This window comes from Litoribacter ruber, from assembly GCF_018500185.1.
Lineage (GTDB): Bacteria > Bacteroidota > Bacteroidia > Cytophagales > Cyclobacteriaceae > Litoribacter > Litoribacter ruber.
On sequence record NZ_JAHBGI010000010.1, the window covers coordinates 1 to 22,571 of the forward strand.

Below are 22,571 nucleotides of genomic sequence, written 5' to 3' on the forward strand. Positions count from 1 at the left end.
CATGCTCCGTAATCACTGGCCCATCATCGCCGTAATAGACACCTGGGGGTAGAGTTCTCCTCTTGTTCAGGATAAAACATATTCCTGCCTAAGGAAAATCGTCGGGGGAATGGTATTTGGATTCCAGTTCCAACAAAGTATCCTGTTTTCCATGATGGGTCGATGTGATCAGCATCAGGATGATAACCTTTTTTGAAATTCATGTTTGAAAGATTCGGTCCTACCTTGAGTAATACAAGGACTTTTGATTGGACTTCTTCTTTAACAGAATCAATACCTGTAGTAGTCTGTGCTTCTGGATCTATTAGGTCTTGGGAGAGAAGAGAATTACTGAAGGGGGGAAAGCACACCAAAGGTCCTACAAAATACTAATAAATATTTTAACATGCCTCTAAAGATGTTTTAAATGTGTAAGCAAAACTTTTAAAGTAATTCCGCCCAGTCTCTGTCGGGTATTACCTGTAAAAAAGGATGATTTATAGATTGAAATAAGTTTGTGGGTAAGTCAATTAGGAAAAATTTTGGCTGAGGTATTTCTTTTTAGGTAAGGAAATCTCGACTTAATCTTTTGGCTCGATTTTGATTTCAAACCGGTAATTTGGCCTGGTATCAAATGGGAGGGGCATGAGGATTTCAATTCTTTAATCCGGCAATAGATTTCATTAAAATATGCCATTTTTAAAAAAGCAAATGTCAATCCCGTATAACCATCTCTAAATCCTCCCAAGAAGATGAAGCTGCCAAGAAAATACAAGGGACCAACCCATGGACTGGTAAGAAGTCTATATTTTAATTTCTGCTTGGCCGTAAGTAATAAACGACTTTTTGGGTTTAAATCCAGGTAGCGATAGGATTCCCATTTTGCATATTCCCTTTGTTTCTGGATATAATGTTCAATACTTCGAAAATCCCTATGATCTATTTTGCTTTTTATTTTTCCAACTTTTCCCTCTACGATAGGATGCTCGTGGATTTCCATATCTAATTTACTCCAATGCTGCTCCTTAATTCTTTCATATTCTCCTGCCCCAACTTGAAAGAGGGCGAGTTTTTGAAGGGGATATCCCCCCCTTAATTTTTTACCGGCAAAATAAATTGAATATGAAAGCCAAAACCCTACATAACTATCCTTTTGGATTTTGGATCTAAGTTCCTTTTTAAACCCTTCAGTTAGAAATTCATCTGCATCCAAAAACAAAACCCATTTTGTGGTAGGAGTGTGGTTTCTTAAAAACCAGTTTCTCTTTTTAGGAAATTTTCCATCCCATTTAAAATTTATCACTTCCGCACCTAACCGCTCAGCTATTTCACAAGTCCTGTCTGTACTGGAAGAATCGATGACTATGATTTTTTTACAAAAGTCTGTTCCTACTGACTTTAAGCAGTCTCCGATAAGTTTTTCTTCATTTTTTACAGGGATGACGATTGTAATATCTAAAGGCTCCATATTAACGTGGTTAAGAAAAAATAGTAGATGATTCTAAGGAAAGTGAATTTAAATTTCTTGTCTTTATAGGATTACAGGGATGTCCTGAACAAACCATCCATGCGGGCATATTTTTGGTCACCACCGATCGGGCGCCTATAACCGCACCTTCGCCTATATTAATTCCAGGATGGATAAATGCCTCAGCGGCAATCCAGGAGTGGCCACCGATATTGATCGGCTTGGAAATCTGGGGAAAGCCAGGGTGGGTATAATCATGGGTTCCTGCACATAAGTGTGCCCCTTGGGAAATTACAGCTTTTTTCCCAATAGTAATTTTCCCTTGTGAATATAAATTGACATCATTAGCCACTCCACAATAATCTTCCAATTCAAGGTTCCAAGGCGCCCATATTTTTACTTTTGGGTATACATGTACACCTTTGCCCACTTTGGCACCAAAGAACCGAAGGATGGTCGCCCTCCAGGAATGGAAGGGGTTTGGAGTATACCGGAACAGAAATAAATAAAATATCATCCAAATGATCCTTGCCATTCGATTTTTGAGTGAAAATGATGGGCCAGAATGTGTATCCTGATTTATCATAATCTAAAATTATTTGTTAGGTTATTGTAATGCGGAAAGGAGCTTTCTAGCATTTTGTGATAAGCTGAAGTACTTTAAAAAACAATCGAAAGCTTTATCTCCCATAGTTGTTTTTTCCCGGGGAGAAAGGCTAATCCAATCGTCCAGTAACTTAATAGTCCCCGCTAAATTATCTTTAGCAATAATTCCGGCTTCTTGCCTAATAATCTCTCGATAAATGTTTATCTGATCAGTAATCAGAACCGGTTTTCCGCATCCCAGAGCTTCAACTACGGCAATGCCGAAATTTTCTTGATGACTGGGTAATATAAATGCCTCGCAACTGTAAAATGCACCCCATTTTTCGTCGCCTGAAAGCATACCTGAGAAAAAAACAGCGTTTTTTGGGATAATGGATGCTGCTGAATTCCTGATTTTTTTACCAAAATCAGAATTCAAACCTGGCCCGGCAATCACCAATAGCGGAGGTTTTGCTGTGTGCGTATCCAATGGGTTCAAGTGTCTTTTCCAGATTTCAGCATACGCCTCAATTAACATATCTACCCCTTTTTTCTCATGTATTCTACTGATGAAAAGTAAAAATTTTTGATTTCGAAGGCCTGGGATCAACCGGTAAAATGCTTTTAGAATAGTTTCAGAGGATTTTGGTGGTTCTGCAATGCCGTATCCTACATTTAATTCTTTTGCAGGAGAGTAGGGACGGAATGGTAACTGGGCCAATTTTAATTCTTGCTCGCAGGTGAATAAGACTCCGTCGGCACCATTTACCACATTCCCCTCAATTAATTTCCAATATAGCCAGTTACGCAATGCTTTTATCTTGCGTCCGGCCGCTCGTTGGAAGTAGGGATCCAGCATACCATGTGGCATGATAAACAATTTGGGTGAACAGGAATGGTTTAATTTTTTAAAATGATTCAAGGCCCTATTTACTGCAAAACTGTGGTACAGCCATAACCCATGAACAATCACGACATCAAAGCGGTGGAGATGTTGCATAAGCCAGGGACCCAATTTTCCGCTGTATTGCCATGGACCTCTTCCTTCTCCCAAAGCCTGGACAGGAAAAGGATCTGCGGAACAAAAAGGTGCGGCCGGATCATCCAGACAAACTACCTCATTGGAAACACCAAGTTTTTCCAATTCCGGAATTGAGTATCGGATACCTTGACATGGTCCCCCGTTAGAGGGGTCCATGCTGGCAATGACCCTTAAGATTTTCATGGGTTTCCTTTCCTTTTAAAATACTCAAATAAAGCTTTTCAACTTGATTCAAAGTATGTTCTATTTCAAACCTTTTTACGTTATGAAGGCCTTTTTCTATGATTTTAAACCTTTCGTCGGGGGATAAGCAAAGGATTTTATCAATAATTTTTGCGGATGATTTGGCCCATTCTTTCTTTTGAAAATCTTCTGTGGGTTTTATGGAAATGAGGTGAGCCGCATCTCCTGCCACTTCTGTCATTGGAGGCTCATTGGTGGTTATAACAGGGCACCCGGAAGCCATGGCTTCAGCTATTGGCCAACCAAAACCTTCGGCTAGCGATGGGAATAAGAACAATGAGGCACCCGCATATGCCATTCTCACCATTCTATCCTCTAAGCCTTCTATAAAATAGATGTCATTCTTAAAGTCTGATTTGCTATAAATCCTGTTTAATTTAGCATCTGGAGCTTTACCTACCAATAAGAGTGGTAGGTGTTTGACTCCGGTTGAGCGCCAGGCATCATATATTTCTATTACTCCTTCTCTGTTTTTATACCATTGATTTCCCCCCACATGGAGGATAAATCCCTTAGAGAGATCTATGCCGAGGATTTCACTCAAGTCTTTTTGTGCAATATTCTGATTCATGGGGCTGAATTTCTTATTGATACCGTTATAGACCACTTCAGAAAGGTTAGGAGGTGTTACTAAAAACCTGTGGAGATCAGATTGAGTTTTTTCGGACACCGAAATGAAGTTTTGCCCTTTTGAATAGCCCCATCTTATCAAAGACTGATATCTTCGCCCCGACCATGCAGTGGGATGCTCGGGAATCTCACCGAAGGCTGATTTTTGAGCCAAAAAATCGTGACAATGGATAACATGGGGACGGTCAGCAACCAGAAAAACCCAAGGACCTAATGCATGATCCAAGATTACAAACAATGTGTTGTCAGCATAGCCCTTAAGTTTACGCCTTATTTGTAATGGAAACAGAAGAAACGCATCTATATAACCAAACCATTTTCGGAAGAAGGAGATAGTCATTTTTGCCAAATGAGGGGAAGGCCTGATGATTTCAGTGGAATGTCCGCGTTCAGCCATTCCATTCGCCATCATTTCGGCAAATCGGGGCATGCTTTGGGATCCCAAAATCTCAGGATGAGCCAAAAATACCAGGTTCAGCTTCTTCATTTAAGATCAGTTGGAATGGAGAATTTCTGAAGTTTGTGGTTTGTTTAGTGAGGCGATAACCAAACCTACAATCAGTGTCGAAAAACCAAGTGAAGTTGGTTGTGCCCATTGTCCCTGGGGAAAAACCAACAACATTAGACTTAAGAGAATCCAGGGAAGTAAATCTCCTCTTTTTAGAGCTGCAAAGGAGGCAAGGGAGATTTTGGCGCTGAGACTTATTCTAATAAAAATCAGGGCCATGCCAAAGAAAGGCCCGAATTCACCAATGAGCCTTCCCCACTCACCTTCAGCAATCAAAAATTTCGATTTGCCCGTAAGGAGCATGCTCCCTACATTGGTTCCCATCCCTTGCCCATAACCAAAGAATGGTAAGGATTCATTGTTTTTCCCAAGAATGGCTCCCACTAATCCTCCTAAATAGCGGTCAAGTAATACCCCCTCCACTCCACCTTCGGTGTTATTGGCAGTATCAAACCTGTTGGTAAATGCTTCTGTGGCGGTCTGAAAAAAACTGACCTGACTCAAGACAACCAAAGCAAATAAAAGTCCGATCACAGCCCCGATGGTTTTTCCGATATACTCAGGTTTTTTGGTTACGGCAAAAAGAGTAAATATCATAATGACTCCCACTGTAAAGAAAAGACTACGGCTTATAGATAGAGGGATGGCCGCAAATAAGCCAAGTGTTGCACCCAAAAGAACTAATTTGTGGATATTCTGAGTGTTGAGCCAGAAATAAAAAACAAATGAGGCGACCAAGCTATAAAATAAAGTAAGGCCATTGGTAAAGGAGAATGTTCCCGGAGGCCGCATGTATCCCATCGCGCCACTAAATCCGGCTCCCTCCATATCACCGCCTATACCCCGGTTGACCCATGCGGATTGGGGGCTATAAAACTGGAGTGTAATCAGGAAGGCCATAGGAATTGCAATTACCAAGGTTGCCTTTCCGATTTTAATTACATCATCTTGATCAAATATGCTTCCGATCACAAAAATGAGAGGAAAATGTATTAGGAGTATACGGGCTCCATAAATTGCTACTGGAAGGCTCCCGTGCCCCAAAAAGGTTGCAGAAAATACGCCGATAGTTCCAATAAAAACTGCCCCGGTTAAATAAATATTGGAAGGTAACAATCCACGTTGCATCGATTTGACCACTAACCAAAGTGCTATGGGATCCCTTATGGCTAATAACGGTGTAGCCAAGCTGGGTAGAAACCATTTACGCAAGGCCCCTTCAAAAATCAGTAATAAGAAATATGCCCAAATGGCCTGTTTTAGCAAATGGTTGGGATCCTTGCCATTAACATAGGTTGAATCCAAATCATGGCTTTCTGCATGACGGGAAGAAGATTTTAACCTTGGAGTTGGTGAAGGTGCAGTGCTCATTTACTTATATTCCTAAGATGATGTTTGGCCAATTCATCAACCAGCTCCTGACCGTATACCTGCCATGGCCGGCGGCGTGCAGTTTCCAAAGCAGCTTTTCCGGCTTCCAAGATTTTTTTCGGCTTTCCAATTAATCCTTCTATGGCAATTTTCAAAGCTTCTGTTGATCCGGCATCTATTAGCCAGCCATTGTTGCCATCCTCTATTAAGTCAGGGCCTGCAGTCCTGTCTGTGGTTATAACAGGAGTTCCTTGCGACATCGCTTCAGTGATAACAAGTCCAAAACCCTCGAAAAGGGATGGAAATGCCAAAACGTCATGAGCCTTCATTAAGAAAAGTATTTCAGGGTGCGACAGACTTGGAATCCAAGTGTGTTTGGCTAGAGCAGAATTTAATGGATGACAATCCTCGCTCACTTTTTTGCCTACTATGGTGAGTGTGACATGCTTTTCCAAGCCATCCACTGCTTCCAATAAGTTTGCAATTCCCTTTCGCTGCGATAAACTGCCCACAAAAAGAACTTTTAACGGTCCTCGGCTTCCATTTGAATATTCTCTATTTTCAACAACAGCAGGGAAGCCGTATGGAATGACTTTGACAGGAGCGAGTTTTCCTGGGAACTCTTTCAATGTGCCGGCGGTGAATTTACTGGCTACAAGAATTAGATCTGCCATTTTTAGTTCTTCGTCTTTCCGCAAAAGCTTGGCTTCAGAGTCTTTTAAACCACTGAGGGTAGTAGCCCATTCCGGGTACTGGAGCCGTATACTTTCAAATATCTTACGTCCAGCCCGCCAATAACCAATAGGAAGATCATATAAGCAGGTAAGCTTTAATTTTTTTGCTTCATAAAAGGAGTTCTCAGCCCCATCCTCATAGCAATACATTGCGTCTGCTCTTGCATGCTTAATAATGGAAGCTACATGTAAGTCAAAAGATTTATATACCTTATCTACACAAAAGGCTCCCTGTTCATGCCTAAGCAAAGAGGAAACTCCTGCTTTTGAGGCAAGGATCCGGGCTATTTCTTTCCATGGCCAGGTATGAGTGACGGATTTTAACTGTGGAGAAAACTGTCTTCTGGAAATATCGGGAAAAGAGCAAATATGGCCTATTTTATCAAGTAAGCCTCCGGGGAAAGAGGCAATTGAGGTTCTGAATTCAGCCAAATGCCCTGCATCGGCCAGGGCGTTGGCAGCTGCTCTGACATTTGCATTTCCGGTAGGATGGGAAAGTATGATTTTCATAAAATGAGCCGGGGCTTAACGACACTCTCCAGAATCTCTAAATAGCGGCGAGAAACTGTTTTTGGGTGGTGAGTCCTGAGATGTGCCTCCGCATTGGAGCGTAATTGTTTTTCTAATTCTTGATTTTCTAAAACTTTGCAAAGGCAATTCAAAAGGGAATTTAAGTCTCCTTTTTGAAAAACCAGTCCGGCATTACCAACTGCATCAGGTAAGCCGCCCCCGTTAGAGACAATTGGAATACATCCGCAGGCAAGCCCCTCCAGTACCACGTTGCCAAAAGGCTCATCCCACAGTGAGGGGACAAGTAAAAACTTATGCTTGTTTAAGCAATTCACCAGCTTTTCTTCTCGTAGTGCTCCTGTAAACTTTACATGATCTTTTAAATCCAGATCAGCCACCATTTCTTCCAGATTTTTTCTCTCAGGCCCTTCACCTATAATTGTCAAAGTCAATTCTTCGTCGGATCGGCTTTTTAACTTTTTAACCTTCACCAGGTGATGTAATCCTGCGATGGCAAGATCCGCTCCCTTATCAGAAACAAGCCTTCCTAAAAACACAAATCCTGCTCTAGAACCAGGTTGGGGTGAAGGCCTGAAAAGTTGGTGCCGATAAGGGTTTCCGATCACTACAGCTTCCGGCCAACTCTTTACCCTGACTGCATTACTTACTGCAATGACAGCTGAAGCTCTTTTTAACCACCAGAATTTTACTTTATCTTGCCACCCAATATGACCATCTTGCCTGCTTACCCAAGTTCTTAAAGCTACAACTGATGGTTTTTTGAAGAAAAAAGAAGTCCATGCAAGTCTGAGGCATGGATTGTTCTCGAAGACAACTTCTGCCCATTTATGTTCTTCCAATAAGTGCTTTAAACTTGGTTTTCGAATGATTTTGAAAGGGAAGCTTTTTGTGCCTACTGCCTCCGTCCAGGTTAAAACCCTTACTTCATGACCATCTTTGAGAAATCTTGAAGCCAAAATCTCAGAATTCACTTCAATTCCTCCTATGTCTGGGTAAAACTTATGGGTTAACAATAGGATTTTCATTGATAATTCAGAAGGAAGTTTTTAGCTTGTATAGGTCAATTGGTTTTTATTGTTTCTAGGGAAAAACCTTCTAGAGACCTTAAAAACTGTTGGCTAACATGTGTCACATCGGCCCCATTGGAGGTAGGGCGGCTGTTAGTGGCCAGTATCTTTTCCAAGTTTCCTTTTTGATATTCCCTTATTCCCGCTGGTATTTCGAATTCCGATTGGTTTCTCAACCTCCAAGGTTTAGCCACACAAAGCACTGGCAGGCTATGCTCTCTCATAGCGGCTACCGCACCGCTTTTTTCAATTAGGGGAACGGGTGTGGTTGATAGTCCCATTGTAGCCGACTCAAAAACCGAAGATATCCTATGGGAACTAATTTCACCCAAAACATTAACTTCCAAGCCTGCTTCTGTCCAGGTGGAAACCCAATGGTTTTGTTCATCCCCATTCTTACCAATTAAAATCAAATTAAATTGATACCCCTGTTTGGTTAGTAAAGCAACTTCTTTAGCAAATTGAGCTACAGGGGCATTTTTACGGATTTGGCCAAAGAGTACAAATGTAATTTTGTCTATTCCTTTGCGATTTTTTGCGGTTTGGATGAAATCTGGATTTCTGGGAATGTTACCAAATAAAGGGAGCAGCTCAGCTTTATGACCTATGGCAGTCAATTGGGTTTTATATACAGAGGATTGTGTGTTAACCACCAAGGGCTGAGATTTTTTGATTAAAAATCGGATAAGAAACTTTTGAGCTAGTCCTAATAAGGTTTGTTTGTGGCTGGAGGTTTCTTCCATTCCTGTCCACAGTTCATGGAACATTATATGAAATTTTATTTCTCCAAGAATCTTATCAAGATGATTTATCAAACTCACCGGCAGTCCTTTGGAATGGTAGGAGTAAGGGACAAATTGAAGACTTATCCAATCAGGCTTGATCGTTTTTACTAACCCTGATGTTTTTTGGTGCCGTTTATTTTCAGGTAAGGAGGAGGGGAGCCTCACAATTGGAACCTCAGTGTTTTCTATATATTGTATGCCTTGAAAGCCCTCATCGATATGACGATCATTGAGGGCTATGACCTTTGCCTTATGCCCTTGCCGGATCAATTCTCCAGCTAGCCTTCTGGTATAGTCTCCTACACCATCTTTTCCAGGCTCCAATGATCCACAAATGAATACTACCGTCATCATACACTGGGTTTCGTTAGGTACTTGGCCCTGTCTTTATATGTTCTAAACTTTAATGCATTATCAACTCCAATTATGGCAGAGATTATCTTGAATACTTTGCTCCCATGTGCTGATGGGGAATTGAACCCCAATTCCTTTATCTGCTTTTTGCATTCATTTAATAAATCCGGATGATTAGGGTAGGAGTTGCAGTAAAAAACGCTGAGGGCTTTTCTGCTCAGGTTATTAGCTGTTTTTTTATCAAAAGTCAATTGGAAGTGTCTGGTGTAACAGGTATAAGAATATAACCAACTTTCATTTATTCTTTTGGATTTTAATTGTTTGCTTACACTCATTGGCACATCTCTACGATAATAGAAAGTTGCTCCTGGGCAAAAAACAACTCCTTTTGAGGCTAAAATCACCCTACAAAAATATTCACCATCATTGTTCAGAAGGACTTTTTCATCCCACCTATGGGTCTTATCAACAAGTTTTCTGGGTACCAGCCAAACTCCGGTTGTATAATACTTACCGAAGTTTCTGAACATTTCCTGAAAATATTCCAAGACGGACAAGTTCTTATAGTAAAAATTAAAATCTTGTTCTAAAGTTTTTTGATGCCCTATAATATTGCCCATTATTCCACTAAAGATATAATCGTCCCCGTATTGAAGAAATTTTTTAAATTGGATCGATAGCTTATGCTTTTCCAGGATATCATCAGCATCCAAAAATTGAATAAGCTCTCCTGTAGCTTTTGATAACCCAAAATTCCTTGCTCTACATGGCCCCCCGTTTGGTAAAGAGAAGTATTTTAAGCGATTATCATCAAAAGAATTTATTACATTTTCCGATTTATCATTACTTCCATCATTTACAAGAATTACCTCAATGACAGGGTAAGTCTGATCAAGACAGCTTTGGATGGTGGCTGCCAGATATTTTTCCGCATTATAGAATGGAATGATGATCGATATCAGATTCTTCATACCAGCTTCAGTTTAAGAAAATCTATACCTGATTTTGGAAAACATGTTTTTGACGCAATAAATCCAAATGCTTTCTATATAGGTAATCCACTTCTTTGGCAATATCATCCCAGCAATAGTTTTTCACCACTGTTTCCCTTGCCTGTTTGGCTTTCTGTTTTAGTAAAGCTTTATCTTTCAATAAGGCAATTACCTTTTCAATAAGTGCATTGATATCGCCCGTGGGTACCAAAAGGTCAGGAAGGATAAAGTCGGAAGGTCCTGGGGAATCATAGGCAATAACGGGCAATCCTGCACACATCATTTCCAAAGCCCCAAAACCAAAGCTTTCTAAAAAAGAAGGAAAAACTCCTATGTCACAATCATTCAAAAGTTCTGGTAATTCATTGGCTTGGAATATTGGCACCACTTCAATATCATTTCGAAAATGCTTAGGAAAAAATTGTAGTACTTGCTTTTCGGAATAAAACATGCCACTTGTTCCTAAAAGTTTTAATTTCAGTAAAGGAAATTTTTCTTTTACCTTTTCATACAGAACAGGAAAATCCATAGCACCCTTTCGAAAGTCAAAAGTTCCTACAAAAGCTATAGTGGTGTTTTGATTCTTTGTGCGGCGGATTCCAAATTCGGATATTCTTTCAGGTGTTATTCCATTCGGTACAACAATTATTTTTTCAGGAGAATGGTTCTTGGAAACCAGCATACTGCAATCCTTTCTGTTCTGTACTTGGATTAGATCAGCCTGATTTAAACAGAAATTGATTTTTTTTTGATAAAGGAGTTCCTGATGTTTATTTTCATGTCCAAGGAATGATTTTATTATCTTCGCGATTTTTGTCCTGAAATTGTATTTAAACTTCGTAAGAGGTAAATGATAGCCTAAAATTGCAGGTCTAGCTACGAAGAGCGTTTGTTTGTTGAAAATATTCCTTTCAAAGGGTAAACTGTCATACTCATACAAGACAACGTCAAAGCTATCATTGTTGTCCAATAAAAATTCCTTTAAAGCGGTACTGTGAACGGATTCCTGGACTTTCCCTTCGGTACCAATTCCCAAAACCTGTTTATCAACCAAAACAGTGTCCCACCCCAAGCTCCTTAAACTTTCGGAAAGCTCTATTCTATTTTTCGTTGATCCTTTTTCCAAGGAAAATTTACCTCTTGAGCAAAATGCTATCTTCATGATTATATCACTTAACAAATGGGGTGGATTTGTTTTCTAGGCTTTTTGCAGAAGTGGTTTTTTCATGTAAGGTGGATAAAAATTCCATTATCTTATCAGCCTTAGTTGATATGGAGTCCTGTGCATGTACAGTTAGAATGGGGATCTGGGACTTTTTAATACAATCAATAAACAGGGATTTTTCTTTAATCGATTGTGTTTTTTTCAATACAAGATCCTCAGAAGACAAATTTTTTTCCCCGGCTCTCAAGGATCCTCTGTTCATTGTTCTGCTCATTATGTTATCTATTTCCCCTTTGAAATAAACAATACCGTCCGGTAATTCAATTAGATTTAGAAGTCTTTCAACTTCGGTCTCTGTAGGAGGGATTCTAGGGTTGATGAAATAATTCAAATTATGGATAAGGCCTTCGTCAATAATACAGTACTTTTTATAGGCGCTGTCTTTTACGTTTTGAATTTTTTCTATTATGTCACGGATATAATTGGTCTTATAGAATCTCAAATTGACATCTTCTTTACAATTGTACATTGTATTCCAAAAATTTTCTAAAAACTCTCTGTTTTGATTTACGAATTTGTTCAGGGATTCCTGATTGTGAGGTATCCTTGGGATATGGTTGGGTTTATAAAGTTTATATAATCTATATTCCAAAAAGTTCTTGAAACTATTGGTGTGGTGGTATTGATCTTTGCATAACTCCTCGTAAGGAATCCATGGTAAGGAGGTTTTGTAATTTTTAAATAAATATCGATAAGTGGTAGATTTTCCCACTCCAGAAACCCCTATAAATTCCACATATTTTGCCATAGTTTTTAAAGGATAATGCTACATTTGCCCATTTGGTTTTAATTCCAACTTTACGAATATCTGGCGTTTGAACCTCAAATTTATATTTGGTTAGATATTTAATCTATACCTTCGAGCTTTATCTAAGCCTGTCCCATAAAATAAATTATCGAATACCTGTTTTAAGAGGATGGAAGGATATAATCCCCCCTCTTCTTTTGTCCAGAAATGCAGTTTTTCATAATCTACTATCGCAGGGTGACCCTTTCTAATAAGGACGTTTACTTTTTTATGGCCAAGTGCTTGTAAAGCAGATACCCGATGGTTACCTTCTAATAAAACAAACCTGATTTCTTTTCCTTTTTTCAAAAAGTACCCGCTTACGGGATCACTTTTGGACAGGTTGGAAGAATAACCATTATATTTAATGGAGTTATAAACCTTGATTAATCGATCAAATTCATTTTTTCCATAAGATAGGTCATGTGGTCCATAATAAATCCAACCGTCGTTTTTTTTGCGATTTTGGATATGTTTTAAAATTCTGTTCACTCGGGTGTGATTGAGTGTCCATATCCAAGAAATGAGTTTATACTTTGGAGGCCAATCACACAAAGGTTTTTGGGGAGTGGATAGCTGATCGGTTAATACTTCTTGAACATTTTGTGGAGTATATCGGCAGTATAGCTTTGCGAGCGTGGAGTCTTCATAAAGAAGATTTGAATTTAACTTGTATTCCTTTAGGGTTTCTACAAAGGGATGCCAATCATTTCTAGAAAAAGAAAAACCTACTCTAGATGTTATGGCTTCTATCTCTACACTAACTGGTGAAAAATAAGGATCAATATTTTCTTGACAAATCTCTTTTGGCAACTTTCTGGAATACAATTTAAATTCGGAAAAATTTATCAATTTATTTCCCTCCCCAACTAATTCATAGCCTATCTTTCGTGCTAGATATTCAATATAGGGCCTTATTTTTAAATTTGCAGTTCTCATTGGTTTATCTATCGTTGGAATTTAAATTCCTCCTTAGTGGAAAATCCCCTTGCGGGGAAATTATTACCTGTTTTTTTGCAAAGTCCTATAATTATAGATCATTTTGAATGTTTTTATTCTAATTTTCTTTTCAGGCAGTTTTCCCTTGTATAATCTGAAAATCTTTTTTTATCTCTAAAGTACCATTATACTCTTTATGAGTTAGTGGAGTGCCTATTGGGGAAATAAAACCTGATCTTCTTTGTTCCACTTGATCTGAAATAAATTCAGCGTATTTTTTACCTAAAAGTGAAATGTAGAACCTGGCATCATGTTCATTGTCAGCAGAATGAATCCCGTTATAATTTCTGTTTATTCTTGTTTGATTGATTTTTTCCCTGAAGGCGTATTTAGCATTTGGATTGTTTCGATTGGTCATCCTGGTTTGCTTTTTGGCCTCTGCATCAGATAGCGGCCAAGGATGATAATCATATGCCACAACAAAAGCAGCAGGAGGCCCCCCGGAATATTTGAATGGGCCTTTGTCCCATTTGCCCCCCCTGATTTGTCTGGAGCAGATTAGAATCTCCTGTTCCTCGAGCATTCGGACATCTATGATGTCGAAAAGAAATTCCTTCTTCAGGAAATCCGTAAAAGGTTTTAAATGCCCCTCCTCCAAAAGTCGCTCCCTGATAATATATACGATGAGGTCTCCACCTCTTACGTCAGAACTAAGGCTTGTCTGGAGAAAGTCTAATTCTGGTTTAATTTCAGCCAATTTTGATAAAGTGTCTTCAGCTGGGGCGAAATTGTGTTCTTTTAACCAGGAATAAATCCCCTTAACAGAAATTTCCACTTCCAGCTTTAATTCTCTGGCAAGATCCCGTAAGATTTCCGTGTAGCTATGCTCCAATTCATTATCAGGTTGCTGGAACCCCTCCAAACCGGAAGCTTTTCCTTTATGGAATAATGCATGGTAGGCCAATGAGGCAAAGTAAGGTACTGGTGCTGGAACATAGATCCCCCTGTACATTACCCGTGTATCTAAAAGCTTATGTGCTAAGTTTGATTGGAAGTAAGGTAAATTTTTTCGACAACCATGATTGCCTCCTTGTATGGTATAGATGTCGCATTTAAGGCCTGTCCCATTGTCATAAAATACCACGAGATCATCCAGTTTGCTCCTCTCCTCATCAGGGATTAGGATGTCCAGGTCCTCTCCAACAGGGATTTCCGGGTAATCCTGCCACCAACGTAATAGTACATATTTTACTTTTCGTTCATTTAATAGATCAAAGAACCTGGATCTTGATAATCCCCTTTTTATAAAAACCCTCGGAGTTTTTTTCGGACTGATCAAGATTCTTCTGAGTCTTTCATAGTGGGGTTTCAAGAAGCTTGATTTGATTTTCTCCCTCACTGTTTCCGGCATATTTCTTCTGGCCAAAGAAACAAGCCTGGTCAAATAGCCGGAGTGTTTTTTCCTAAATAGAAACAGCTTATTAAGTGCTTTATCTTTTAAATTCATAAATAATCATTTAAATGACAGAAAAATCGAAAAGGTGTATAAGTGGAGATTTATTTTGTCAGAACAAGCCGCAGGGTTTTGGTTTTACCCTGCCTTGTCTGCAATCTGAGTAGATAGATACCTGCAGGTAGTCCTGCTCCATCTATTTCAAAGGTGTTCTTTTCATTTGCTTTTGCTTCTCCTTGGGTCAGTTGGGTAACTGTTGTTCCTTTACTGTCATAAAGGGTTAGACTGTAGGCGCTTTCTTCTGGGAAGGTAAAGGTAACAGTGGCTTTGGTCGCAAATGGATTAGGAAAAGCCAACAACTCAGCTTCTATTTCCTTTTCCTTAGGTTCAGTGAGTTCACTTGGAGCAACCCTTAGGGAAGCACCAGATACTGCTCCGGCAATTTCCCCGATTTGAGAAGGGCTTAATGCACTATTATAAATCATTATATCGTCCAGAGCCCCCATTAAACTATTGACTCCGCCTTGTTCAGCGCCTATGATCAAAGGAAGGTCATTGGTTCCTATTAGGGGAGAAGAAGAGAGACTATTGCTGCTGTTTTCTACACCGTCTATGAAAAGTTTCAATGTAGACCCATCATATGTCACGGCAATGTGCATCCAGGTTCTACCATTCGTTGGATAGGAAGCCTGCGAAGTCACCCTGCTGGAATTATGGTTGATTTGGAAAGAGACCCTTCCGTTATTGGCCAGGGACAATTCATAACCGCTTCGGGCTCCAAAATCAGCTTTGTTGAGGAGACTTTGTACACCTCGTTTCTCAGGCCTTACCCATAGAGCAATGGTGATTTCTTCGGAAACATTTAGAGAAGGATCATTTGCCGCTGTAGCGAATTGTCCAGAACCATTTAATCTAATAGCTAACTCTTTAACTCCCTGTACCCAAGTGGAACTTCCTGTAATGATGCCTGTATTGTTGAAACCGGAGGCATCATTGAGAGTAGTGCCACTACCTTCATCCAATTGCCAGTGTGCTACCAATTGACCTATCCTAGATATTTTTACAGTAGTAAAGTTCCATGTGGATGACCATTCGCTGTTTCCTGCTGCATTTGTTGCCCTGACTCTCCAGTAATATGTTGTTTCGTTTTGGAGATCCTTTAGCTCAATGAAGGTTTGGACAATATCTGTTTGGTCAAATACCGTTTCCGAGAAATTGGCGGAAGTGGAAACCTGTGCCTGATAGGATTCAGCTCCATCGGAGGCACTCCAGCTTAATTCTGGCGCTGTTGAAATATTGGTAGAGTTGTTGGCCGGCGAGCTCAAAACCGGCGGTTCGGCCGGAGCAGGTGCGGCTGGTGTCGTTGTAAAGTTCCATGTGGAAGACCAATCGCTGTTTCCTGCTTCATTTGTTGCTCTGACTCTCCAATAATAGGTTGTCTCGTTTTGGAGATCATTTAGCTCAACGAAGGTTTGGGCAATATCTGTCTGGTCAAATACCGTTTGTGAGAAATTGACGGAAGTGGATACCTGTGCCTGATAGGTTACCGCTCCATCGGAAGCCCTCCAGCTTAATTCCGGTGCTGTTGAAATGTTGGTTGAGCTGTTGGCTGGCGAGCTCAAAACCGGCGGTTCGGCCGGTGCAGGTGCGGCTGGTGTTGTTGTAAAGTTCCATGTGGAAGACCAATCGCTGTTTCCTGCTTCATTTGTTGCTCTGACTCTCCAATAATAGGTTGTCTCGTTTTGGAGATCATTTAGCTCAACGAAGGTTTGGGCAATATCTGTCTGGTCAAATACCGTTTGTGAGAAATTGACGGAAGTGGATACCTGTGCCTGATAGGTTACCGCTCCATCGGAAGCCCTCCAGCTTAATTCCGGTGCTGTTGAAATGTTGGTTGAGCTGTTGGCTGGCGAGCTCAAAACCGGCGGTTCGGCCGGTGCAGGTGCGGCTGGTGTTGTTGTAAAGTTCCATGTGGAAGACCAATCGCTGTTTCCTGCTTCATTTGTTGCTCTGACTCTCCAATAATAGGTTGTCTCGTTTTGGAGATCATTTAGCTCAACGAAGGTTTGGGCAATATCTGTCTGGTCAAATACCGTTTGTGAGAAATTGACGGAAGTGGATACCTGTGCCTGATAGGTTACCGCTCCATCGGAAGCCCTCCAGCTTAATTCCGGTGCTGTTGAAATGTTGGTTGAGCTGTTGGCTGGCGAGCTCAAAACCGGCGGTTCGGCCGGTGCAGGTGCGGCTGGTGTTGTTGTAAAGTTCCATGTGGAAGACCAATCGCTGTTTCCTGCTTCATTTGTTGCTCTGACTCTCCAATAATAGGTTGTCTCGTTTTGGAGATCATTTAGCTCAACGAAGGTTTGGGCAATATCTGTTTGGTCAAATACCGTTTCCGAGAAATTGGCGGAAGTGGATATCTGTGCCTGATAGCTCACAGCCCCATCGGAATTACTCCAACTTAATTCCGGTGCTGTTGAAATGTTGGTGGAGTTGTTGGCCGGGGAGCTCAAAACCGGCGGTTCGGCCGGAGCTGGGGCGGCTGGTGTGGTTGTAAAGTTCCATGTGGAAGACCAATCGCTGTTTCCTGCTTCATTTGTTGCCCTGACTCTCCAATAATAGGTTGTCTCGTTTTGGAGATCATTTAGCTCAACGAAGGTTTGGGCAATATCTGTTTGGTCAAATACCGTTTCCGAGAAATTGGCGGAAGTGGATATCTGTGCCTGATAGCTCACAGCCCCATCGGAATTACTCCAACTTAATTCCGGTGCTGTTGAAATGTTGGTGGAGTTGTTGGCCGGGGAGCTCAAAACCGGCGGTTCGGCCGGAGCTGGGGCGGCTGGTGTGGTTGTAAAGTTCCATGTGGAAGACCAATCGCTGTTTCCTGCTTCATTTGTTGCCCTGACTCTCCAATAATAGGTTGTCTCGTTTTGGAGATCATTTAGCTCAACGAAGGTCTGGGTAATATCTGTTTGGTTCAATACCGTTCCCGAGAAATTGACGGAAGTGGATACCTGTGCCTGATAGGTTACAGCTCCATCGGAAGCACTCCAGGTTAAAGTCGGTGAAGTAGAAACTCCGCTTTCGTTGTTTTCTGGAGAAGCAAGTATAGGGGTTATTGGAGTAGATGGTTCTCCAATTGATGCCAATTCTTTAACCTCGGCCGAGCTTAGTGCCCTGTTGAAAATATATACCTCATCCATAGCACCTTGAAGTCCTCTGAAACCATTTGCCTCTGCTCCAAGGGCAAGTGCAAGGGTGTTCGTATTGATTGGAGGGGGAGAACTGAAGGTGGTTGAGCTGTTTTCGACCCCATCGATATATAACCTCATCGTTGAGCCGTCAAAAGTAGCCGCTACGTGCATCCAGGTGTTTCCATTGGAAGGATAGGAAACTTGGGAATTCAATCTGTAGGTGTCACCTGACATATTTTGATTGAACCTGAAGAATACTCTTCCATTACTGGCCAGTGAAAGCTCATAGCCGTCAACAGAACCCTGTATCGCCTTTTTGATCAAATATTGTGTAGCGGTTTTTTCCGGTTTGATCCACGCGGCGATGGTCAGGGACTGGGTCAAATTGAGGGAGGCATGATTTGGCGCTATGGCATATTGGTTGGATCCGTTGAACCTTAAGGCTTTTCCTTTTACACCGTCAATCCAAGTAGGCCCTCCCGAGGTTGAAGCATGGTTTTTGTTTTCGGAAGCATCGTCTACAATTGTTCCACTGCCTTCGTCCATTTTCCAATTTGCCACCAGGTCTCCTCCAATGGGTTCATTACCTGTAATGAAACTCCAGATACTTGACCATTCACTATTTCCTGCTGCATTAGTTGCTCTGACTCTCCAGTAATATGTAGTAGTGTGAGAGAGACCAGAGACGTTTACAGAGGAACTAGTAATTCCTGATTGGTCAAAGATTAAAGAGGAGAAATTTTGTGAGGTGGAGACTTGAGCCTGATATGTTTCGGCACCAGTTGAGGTATTCCATACCAATGTAGGATTGGTAGAAACTCCTTTGGCTTGGTTTTCCGGCGAAGTAAGAATTGGTGTGACTGGGGCTGTTGGTTCTTCTCCTTCAATTGCTGCAAGTGCTGCTATTTCTGCGGAGGATAGTGCAGTATTGTAGATGTGGATATCATCCATGGCGCCCTGCAGTCCTCGATATCCATCAAATCCGGAGCCTATTGTTAATTCCAGGTCATTCATGTTGACTGGGGGAGGAGATGAATAGGATTGTCTACTGTCTTCTTTTCCATCTATATACATACGTAGGGTTGCCCCGTCATAGATTATGGCTACATGCATCCAAGTGTTGCCATTAGCAGGATAGGAGGTGGAGGAGTTTAATCTATAAGTGTTGCCGGAAGTTTCTTGGTTGAAGCGGAAAAAAACCTTGCCATTGCTGGCCAAAGACAATTCATAGCCATCAATTGGGCTCTCTGCTTTTTTGATAAGATATTGTGTGGCTGTTTTTTCGGGTTTGATCCATGTAGCTATCGTAAGTGATTCACTAAGATCCAAAGAGGCATTGTCGGGTACAGTTGCAAATTGGTTAGAGCCATTAAACCTCAGAGCCTTACCTTTCACTCCATCAATCCAAGTTGGATTGCCCCGTATGGTGGCTATATTAGTATATTCGGATTCATCTTTTAAAGTAGTGCCGCTACCTTCGTCTAATTTCCAATGGGCAACCAGAGGAGTGCCGGAAGGCGCCGCTTTGGTGGTAAACCTCCATACCCCCGACCAATCACTTGTTTCTTTTGAATTAGACGCTCGCACTTTCCAGTAATAGGTGGTATTGTTTTCAAGCCCGGAAAGATTAACCCACAAATCGGTCACGCCGTTTTTTTCGTAAAATAAGGATGAAAAATCTTCCTTATTCGAAACCTGAACATGATAAGTTTCAGCTCCGGAAGATTGGATCCATTCTAATCGAGGGTTGACAGGTACATTGGTATACAAATTAGGAGGAGAGTCCAAGGTTGGTGGTTGGAGTCCTGAAGGTGGAGTACCGTCTGTTGCAAGAACACCTGCAGCATGAGTGGTGCTTGAAGCCAGAATTACAACGTCAGTGGTGAAATTGTCTTTCGCCCCCGTAGAATTGTTCAAAACTGAACTGCTCATTAACCTCAACTGGGGGCCAAAGGCTATTTTTTCTGTAGAGGATTCGTTATATTCAATATTTCCCCCTCCGTTTCTATCGGTATAAACCACCCTGATTTTTTTTTGATCTTCGTTTAGAACAACAATGGGCCTGGTTCCCCTTTGGGCTACCTCATATAAATCATCCCATGTTCCATTGGGCCGACGTACCAATAATGCTATGTCAGGATACCCCGTCGTATTATATTCGGTTTTGACAGCACTGTAAAGGGTTCCATCCGATGCAACAGCAAGGTTCATATGGTCATCGGCCATGCCACCCCCAATGTTTAATGCTGATTGAGATGCCGGAATTTCATCTGCAGACCAGGAAGTAGGAGAAGCACCATCAGTATGCGTTCTGAATCCAAATCTTTTAGTGTTCTGATTGGACCAAAAAACGCCGATTTTGCCAGGCATGGCTACTACGGCGGAAATATCATCATTTGCGATATTATTCGCCAAAGTGATGGGGTCGCTCCAAGTATGGTAGGGGGAGTCACTGTACCGGACATGTACTTCAGGTGCAGCATCATAAGCGAGCCACATTCTTCCCGTCCCGTCCATATCAATAGTCGCAGTCTCGGTATTGGTTCTGAAGTTCAATCCGACTGTAGAAGTTCTTTTTGACCATAATTGATAACTGCCAGTGGAATGATTATATTCAACCGACACAAATTGTGATGAAGCACCTTGAAATAATAAAATGTGCGCATCATTTCCATTTAATTTACAATCTGCTTTAGAGGATGTCCTTGTTGATAATCTTAAGACATTAGTCCATGTAGTTCCATCCAATCGGTAAAGATGAGTGCCAGAAGAATTTGGCAGAACAGCCCAGTGTTTGCCTTCATAAGCCCAGACTTTTGACTGGGGCTTTTCACCTGTGTTTGTAGAAATAGGAACTGGGGTTAAGTCCGAAATGGTAGAAAATCCCTGGGAGAAAGCTGAAACTACCATACACAAACCTAATAGGAGGAAAAGAATGTATTTTTTCATAACAAAATGCATTTTCACTTGAAGAAGGGAGGTAATTTGGAAGTATAAAAAAACATAAAAGCTTGGCACCGATCAGTGATTCAACCCATACCGTTTAGCCTTGTCCAGTCCTGACCCATAGAATAGGTTATTGAACAACTGTTCAATAAGAATGGTAGGATATATCCCTCCAAATCCTTGAGTCCATAAGTGTAATTTTTCATAACCCACTACTGCTGGGTGGCCTTTCCTTATAAGGATTTTGACGGTTTTATATTCTAATGCCTTTAAAACAGAAACCCGATGGTTGCCCTGCAGCAGTACAAATTTCAAATCATTCCCTTTTTTCAGGAAATAACCATTTACGGGATCCTGGTCAGAAAGCGTGGACGCAAACCCATCTTTTTTTATCGAATTGTAAAGACTGATCAACCGATCAAATTCTTTTTTTCCATAAGTGATGTCATGGGGACCAAAATAAATCCAGCCATTAGTTTCACAGCGACCCTTAATGTAGTTCATTATATTAACCACCCGGTTTTGGTTGAGTGTCCATACCCAAGTGATAAATTGATACTTGGGGGGCCAATCACAAAAAGGTTTTTGGGGAGTGGGTATCTGTTCGGTCAACACCTCTTGGACATTCTGGGGGGTATAGCGGTTATAAAGTTTGGCAAGTGTGGAGTCTTCATAACGAAGATTGGGATTTATTTTATACTCCTTCAAGGTTTGGACAAATGGATGCCAGTCGTTGGAGGAAAAGGAAAAACCCACTCGGGAAGTTATATTGGATATATCCACACTAATGGGTACCGTGTAAGGATCAGTGGCTTGTAGACTTATTTGCTCTGGCAGTTTGCGTGGATAAAGTTTAAAGTCTGATATGCTTCCTTCTCCAACTAATTCATAGCCCATTTTGCGAGCTAAAAACTCCACAAAGGGCTTGATTTTGAAGTAAGAGCGTAATTTCATAACAGGATTACTATAGGAAGATTTTAAAAAAGTGCTGAGGGTCAATCAAGAGCGTTGATGAATTCAGTTATTTTTTGAACATTATAATCAATGTCTTCGTGGGACTCCACCCATAAAACCTCCACCTTCTTTTCTTTAAGGACTTGTATGCATTTTATCAAGTCCATTATTTCCTCCTCTCTGGATAGGTTGAGGTCGGTTTTGGACAAATTCATGTCTTTTTCTAATATTTTGTTTCTGGTTAAAGTTCGGTCTCCAACTTTCGAGATGTCTTCATGAAAAAACACAATACCTTGGGGTAGGTGCATGATATGGAATAATTGAGTCAGTTGTTGATCAAGGTTTTCTCCTGAATTGTTTGGGAGAAAATATTTGTAATTATGGATAAGACCTTCATCTACTACAAAATGTCCGGGAGATAGATCTTCTTTTATAAGCTGGATTTTTTCAAATATTTTTCTGATATAATTGATGAGATGAAATTGGTGGTTTTTGATTAAAGGGTCATTGTCACGAAGAACTATTTCCCAAAAATTATCAGCCAGCCTATGATTATCATGTAAAAATCTAGCTAAAAGTTCTTCCGGTGTCGTTGATAAGTGGGAGCGTAAATGGAATTTCTTCCTTAAAGATTGAATTTTGTTATTTATTGCACCACTTATTGAATAAGGATTTTTCTGGAAGTTTTTATGAAAAATGAGATGACTTTTAGAGCACTTCAGTTTGATATAAGTAGCGGTTTTTCCTACCCCCGGTTTCCCTACCAATTCCACGTACTTTGCCA

The 22,571-nt window shown here is 40.9% G+C and carries 16 protein-coding genes; all 16 read right to left on the reverse strand.

All coding sequences use genetic code 11. The features are described 5' to 3' along the window. Nucleotides 1-505: 505 nt before the first annotated feature. The 16 genes from KIH41_RS13470 to KIH41_RS13545 all read right to left on the reverse strand — a co-directional run bounded on the left by KIH41_RS13470 (nucleotide 506) and on the right by KIH41_RS13545 (nucleotide 22,560). Complete coding sequence (locus KIH41_RS13470) at nucleotides 506-1,447, reverse strand: glycosyltransferase family 2 protein (RefSeq protein ID WP_214162716.1); 942 nt, start codon at nucleotides 1,445-1,447, stop codon at nucleotides 506-508. Nucleotides 1,448-1,457: 10 nt separating this feature from the next. Then, nucleotides 1,458-1,982: an LbetaH domain-containing protein gene (locus KIH41_RS13475; protein ID WP_246539123.1), complete on the reverse strand. Its 525-nt coding sequence runs from the start codon at nucleotides 1,980-1,982 to the stop codon at nucleotides 1,458-1,460. 72 nt (nucleotides 1,983-2,054) lie between these two features. Then, nucleotides 2,055-3,257 (reverse strand): glycosyltransferase, encoded by a 1,203-nt coding sequence (locus KIH41_RS13480; protein ID WP_214162718.1) that lies wholly within the window; start codon nucleotides 3,255-3,257, stop codon nucleotides 2,055-2,057. After that, entirely contained in the window at nucleotides 3,217-4,434 is a 1,218-nt protein-coding gene (locus tag KIH41_RS13485; RefSeq protein WP_246539124.1) for a glycosyltransferase family 4 protein, read from the reverse strand. Before KIH41_RS13485 ends, KIH41_RS13480 begins: the two co-directional genes overlap by 41 nt. 6 nt (nucleotides 4,435-4,440) lie before the next feature. Further along, a complete protein-coding gene (locus tag KIH41_RS13490) occupies nucleotides 4,441-5,826 on the reverse strand; it encodes a hypothetical protein (protein ID WP_246539126.1) in 1,386 nt (461 codons plus the stop codon). Continuing rightward, nucleotides 5,823-6,992: a glycosyltransferase family 4 protein gene (locus KIH41_RS13495; protein WP_246539128.1), complete on the reverse strand. Its 1,170-nt coding sequence runs from the start codon at nucleotides 6,990-6,992 to the stop codon at nucleotides 5,823-5,825. The genes KIH41_RS13490 and KIH41_RS13495 overlap by 4 nt, the downstream gene beginning before the upstream one ends. 74 nt (nucleotides 6,993-7,066) lie before the next feature. Then, nucleotides 7,067-8,116 (reverse strand): glycosyltransferase family 4 protein, encoded by a 1,050-nt coding sequence (locus KIH41_RS13500; RefSeq protein ID WP_214162720.1) that lies wholly within the window; start codon nucleotides 8,114-8,116, stop codon nucleotides 7,067-7,069. Nucleotides 8,117-8,151: 35 nt separating this feature from the next. Next, a complete protein-coding gene (locus tag KIH41_RS13505) occupies nucleotides 8,152-9,297 on the reverse strand; it encodes a glycosyltransferase family protein (protein WP_214162721.1) in 1,146 nt (381 codons plus the stop codon). Continuing rightward, nucleotides 9,294-10,268 carry a glycosyltransferase family 2 protein gene (locus tag KIH41_RS13510; RefSeq protein WP_214162722.1) on the reverse strand — a complete coding sequence of 325 codons (975 nt, stop codon included), beginning with the start codon at nucleotides 10,266-10,268 and terminating at the stop codon, nucleotides 9,294-9,296. Before KIH41_RS13510 ends, KIH41_RS13505 begins: the two co-directional genes overlap by 4 nt. Before the next feature lie 22 nt (nucleotides 10,269-10,290). Beyond that, nucleotides 10,291-11,451: a glycosyltransferase family 4 protein gene (locus tag KIH41_RS13515; RefSeq protein ID WP_214162723.1), complete on the reverse strand. Its 1,161-nt coding sequence runs from the start codon at nucleotides 11,449-11,451 to the stop codon at nucleotides 10,291-10,293. Nucleotides 11,452-11,458: 7 nt separating this feature from the next. Beyond that, on the reverse strand, nucleotides 11,459-12,262 hold the full coding sequence (locus KIH41_RS13520) for a hypothetical protein (protein ID WP_214162724.1): 804 nt from the start codon (nucleotides 12,260-12,262) through the stop codon (nucleotides 11,459-11,461). A gap of 90 nt (nucleotides 12,263-12,352) precedes the next feature. Beyond that, on the reverse strand, nucleotides 12,353-13,240 hold the full coding sequence (locus KIH41_RS13525) for a ParB N-terminal domain-containing protein (protein ID WP_214162725.1): 888 nt from the start codon (nucleotides 13,238-13,240) through the stop codon (nucleotides 12,353-12,355). Between the two features lie 130 nt (nucleotides 13,241-13,370). Beyond that, nucleotides 13,371-14,747 carry a hypothetical protein gene (locus tag KIH41_RS13530; RefSeq protein WP_214162726.1) on the reverse strand — a complete coding sequence of 459 codons (1,377 nt, stop codon included), beginning with the start codon at nucleotides 14,745-14,747 and terminating at the stop codon, nucleotides 13,371-13,373. Nucleotides 14,748-14,797: 50 nt separating this feature from the next. Beyond that, nucleotides 14,798-20,836: a LamG-like jellyroll fold domain-containing protein gene (locus KIH41_RS13535; protein ID WP_214162727.1), complete on the reverse strand. Its 6,039-nt coding sequence runs from the start codon at nucleotides 20,834-20,836 to the stop codon at nucleotides 14,798-14,800. 72 nt (nucleotides 20,837-20,908) lie between these two features. Continuing rightward, a complete protein-coding gene (locus tag KIH41_RS13540; RefSeq protein WP_214162728.1) occupies nucleotides 20,909-21,787 on the reverse strand; it encodes a ParB N-terminal domain-containing protein in 879 nt (292 codons plus the stop codon). A gap of 41 nt (nucleotides 21,788-21,828) precedes the next feature. Next, a complete protein-coding gene (locus tag KIH41_RS13545) occupies nucleotides 21,829-22,560 on the reverse strand; it encodes a hypothetical protein (RefSeq protein WP_214162729.1) in 732 nt (243 codons plus the stop codon). Nucleotides 22,561-22,571: the final 11 nt, after the last annotated feature.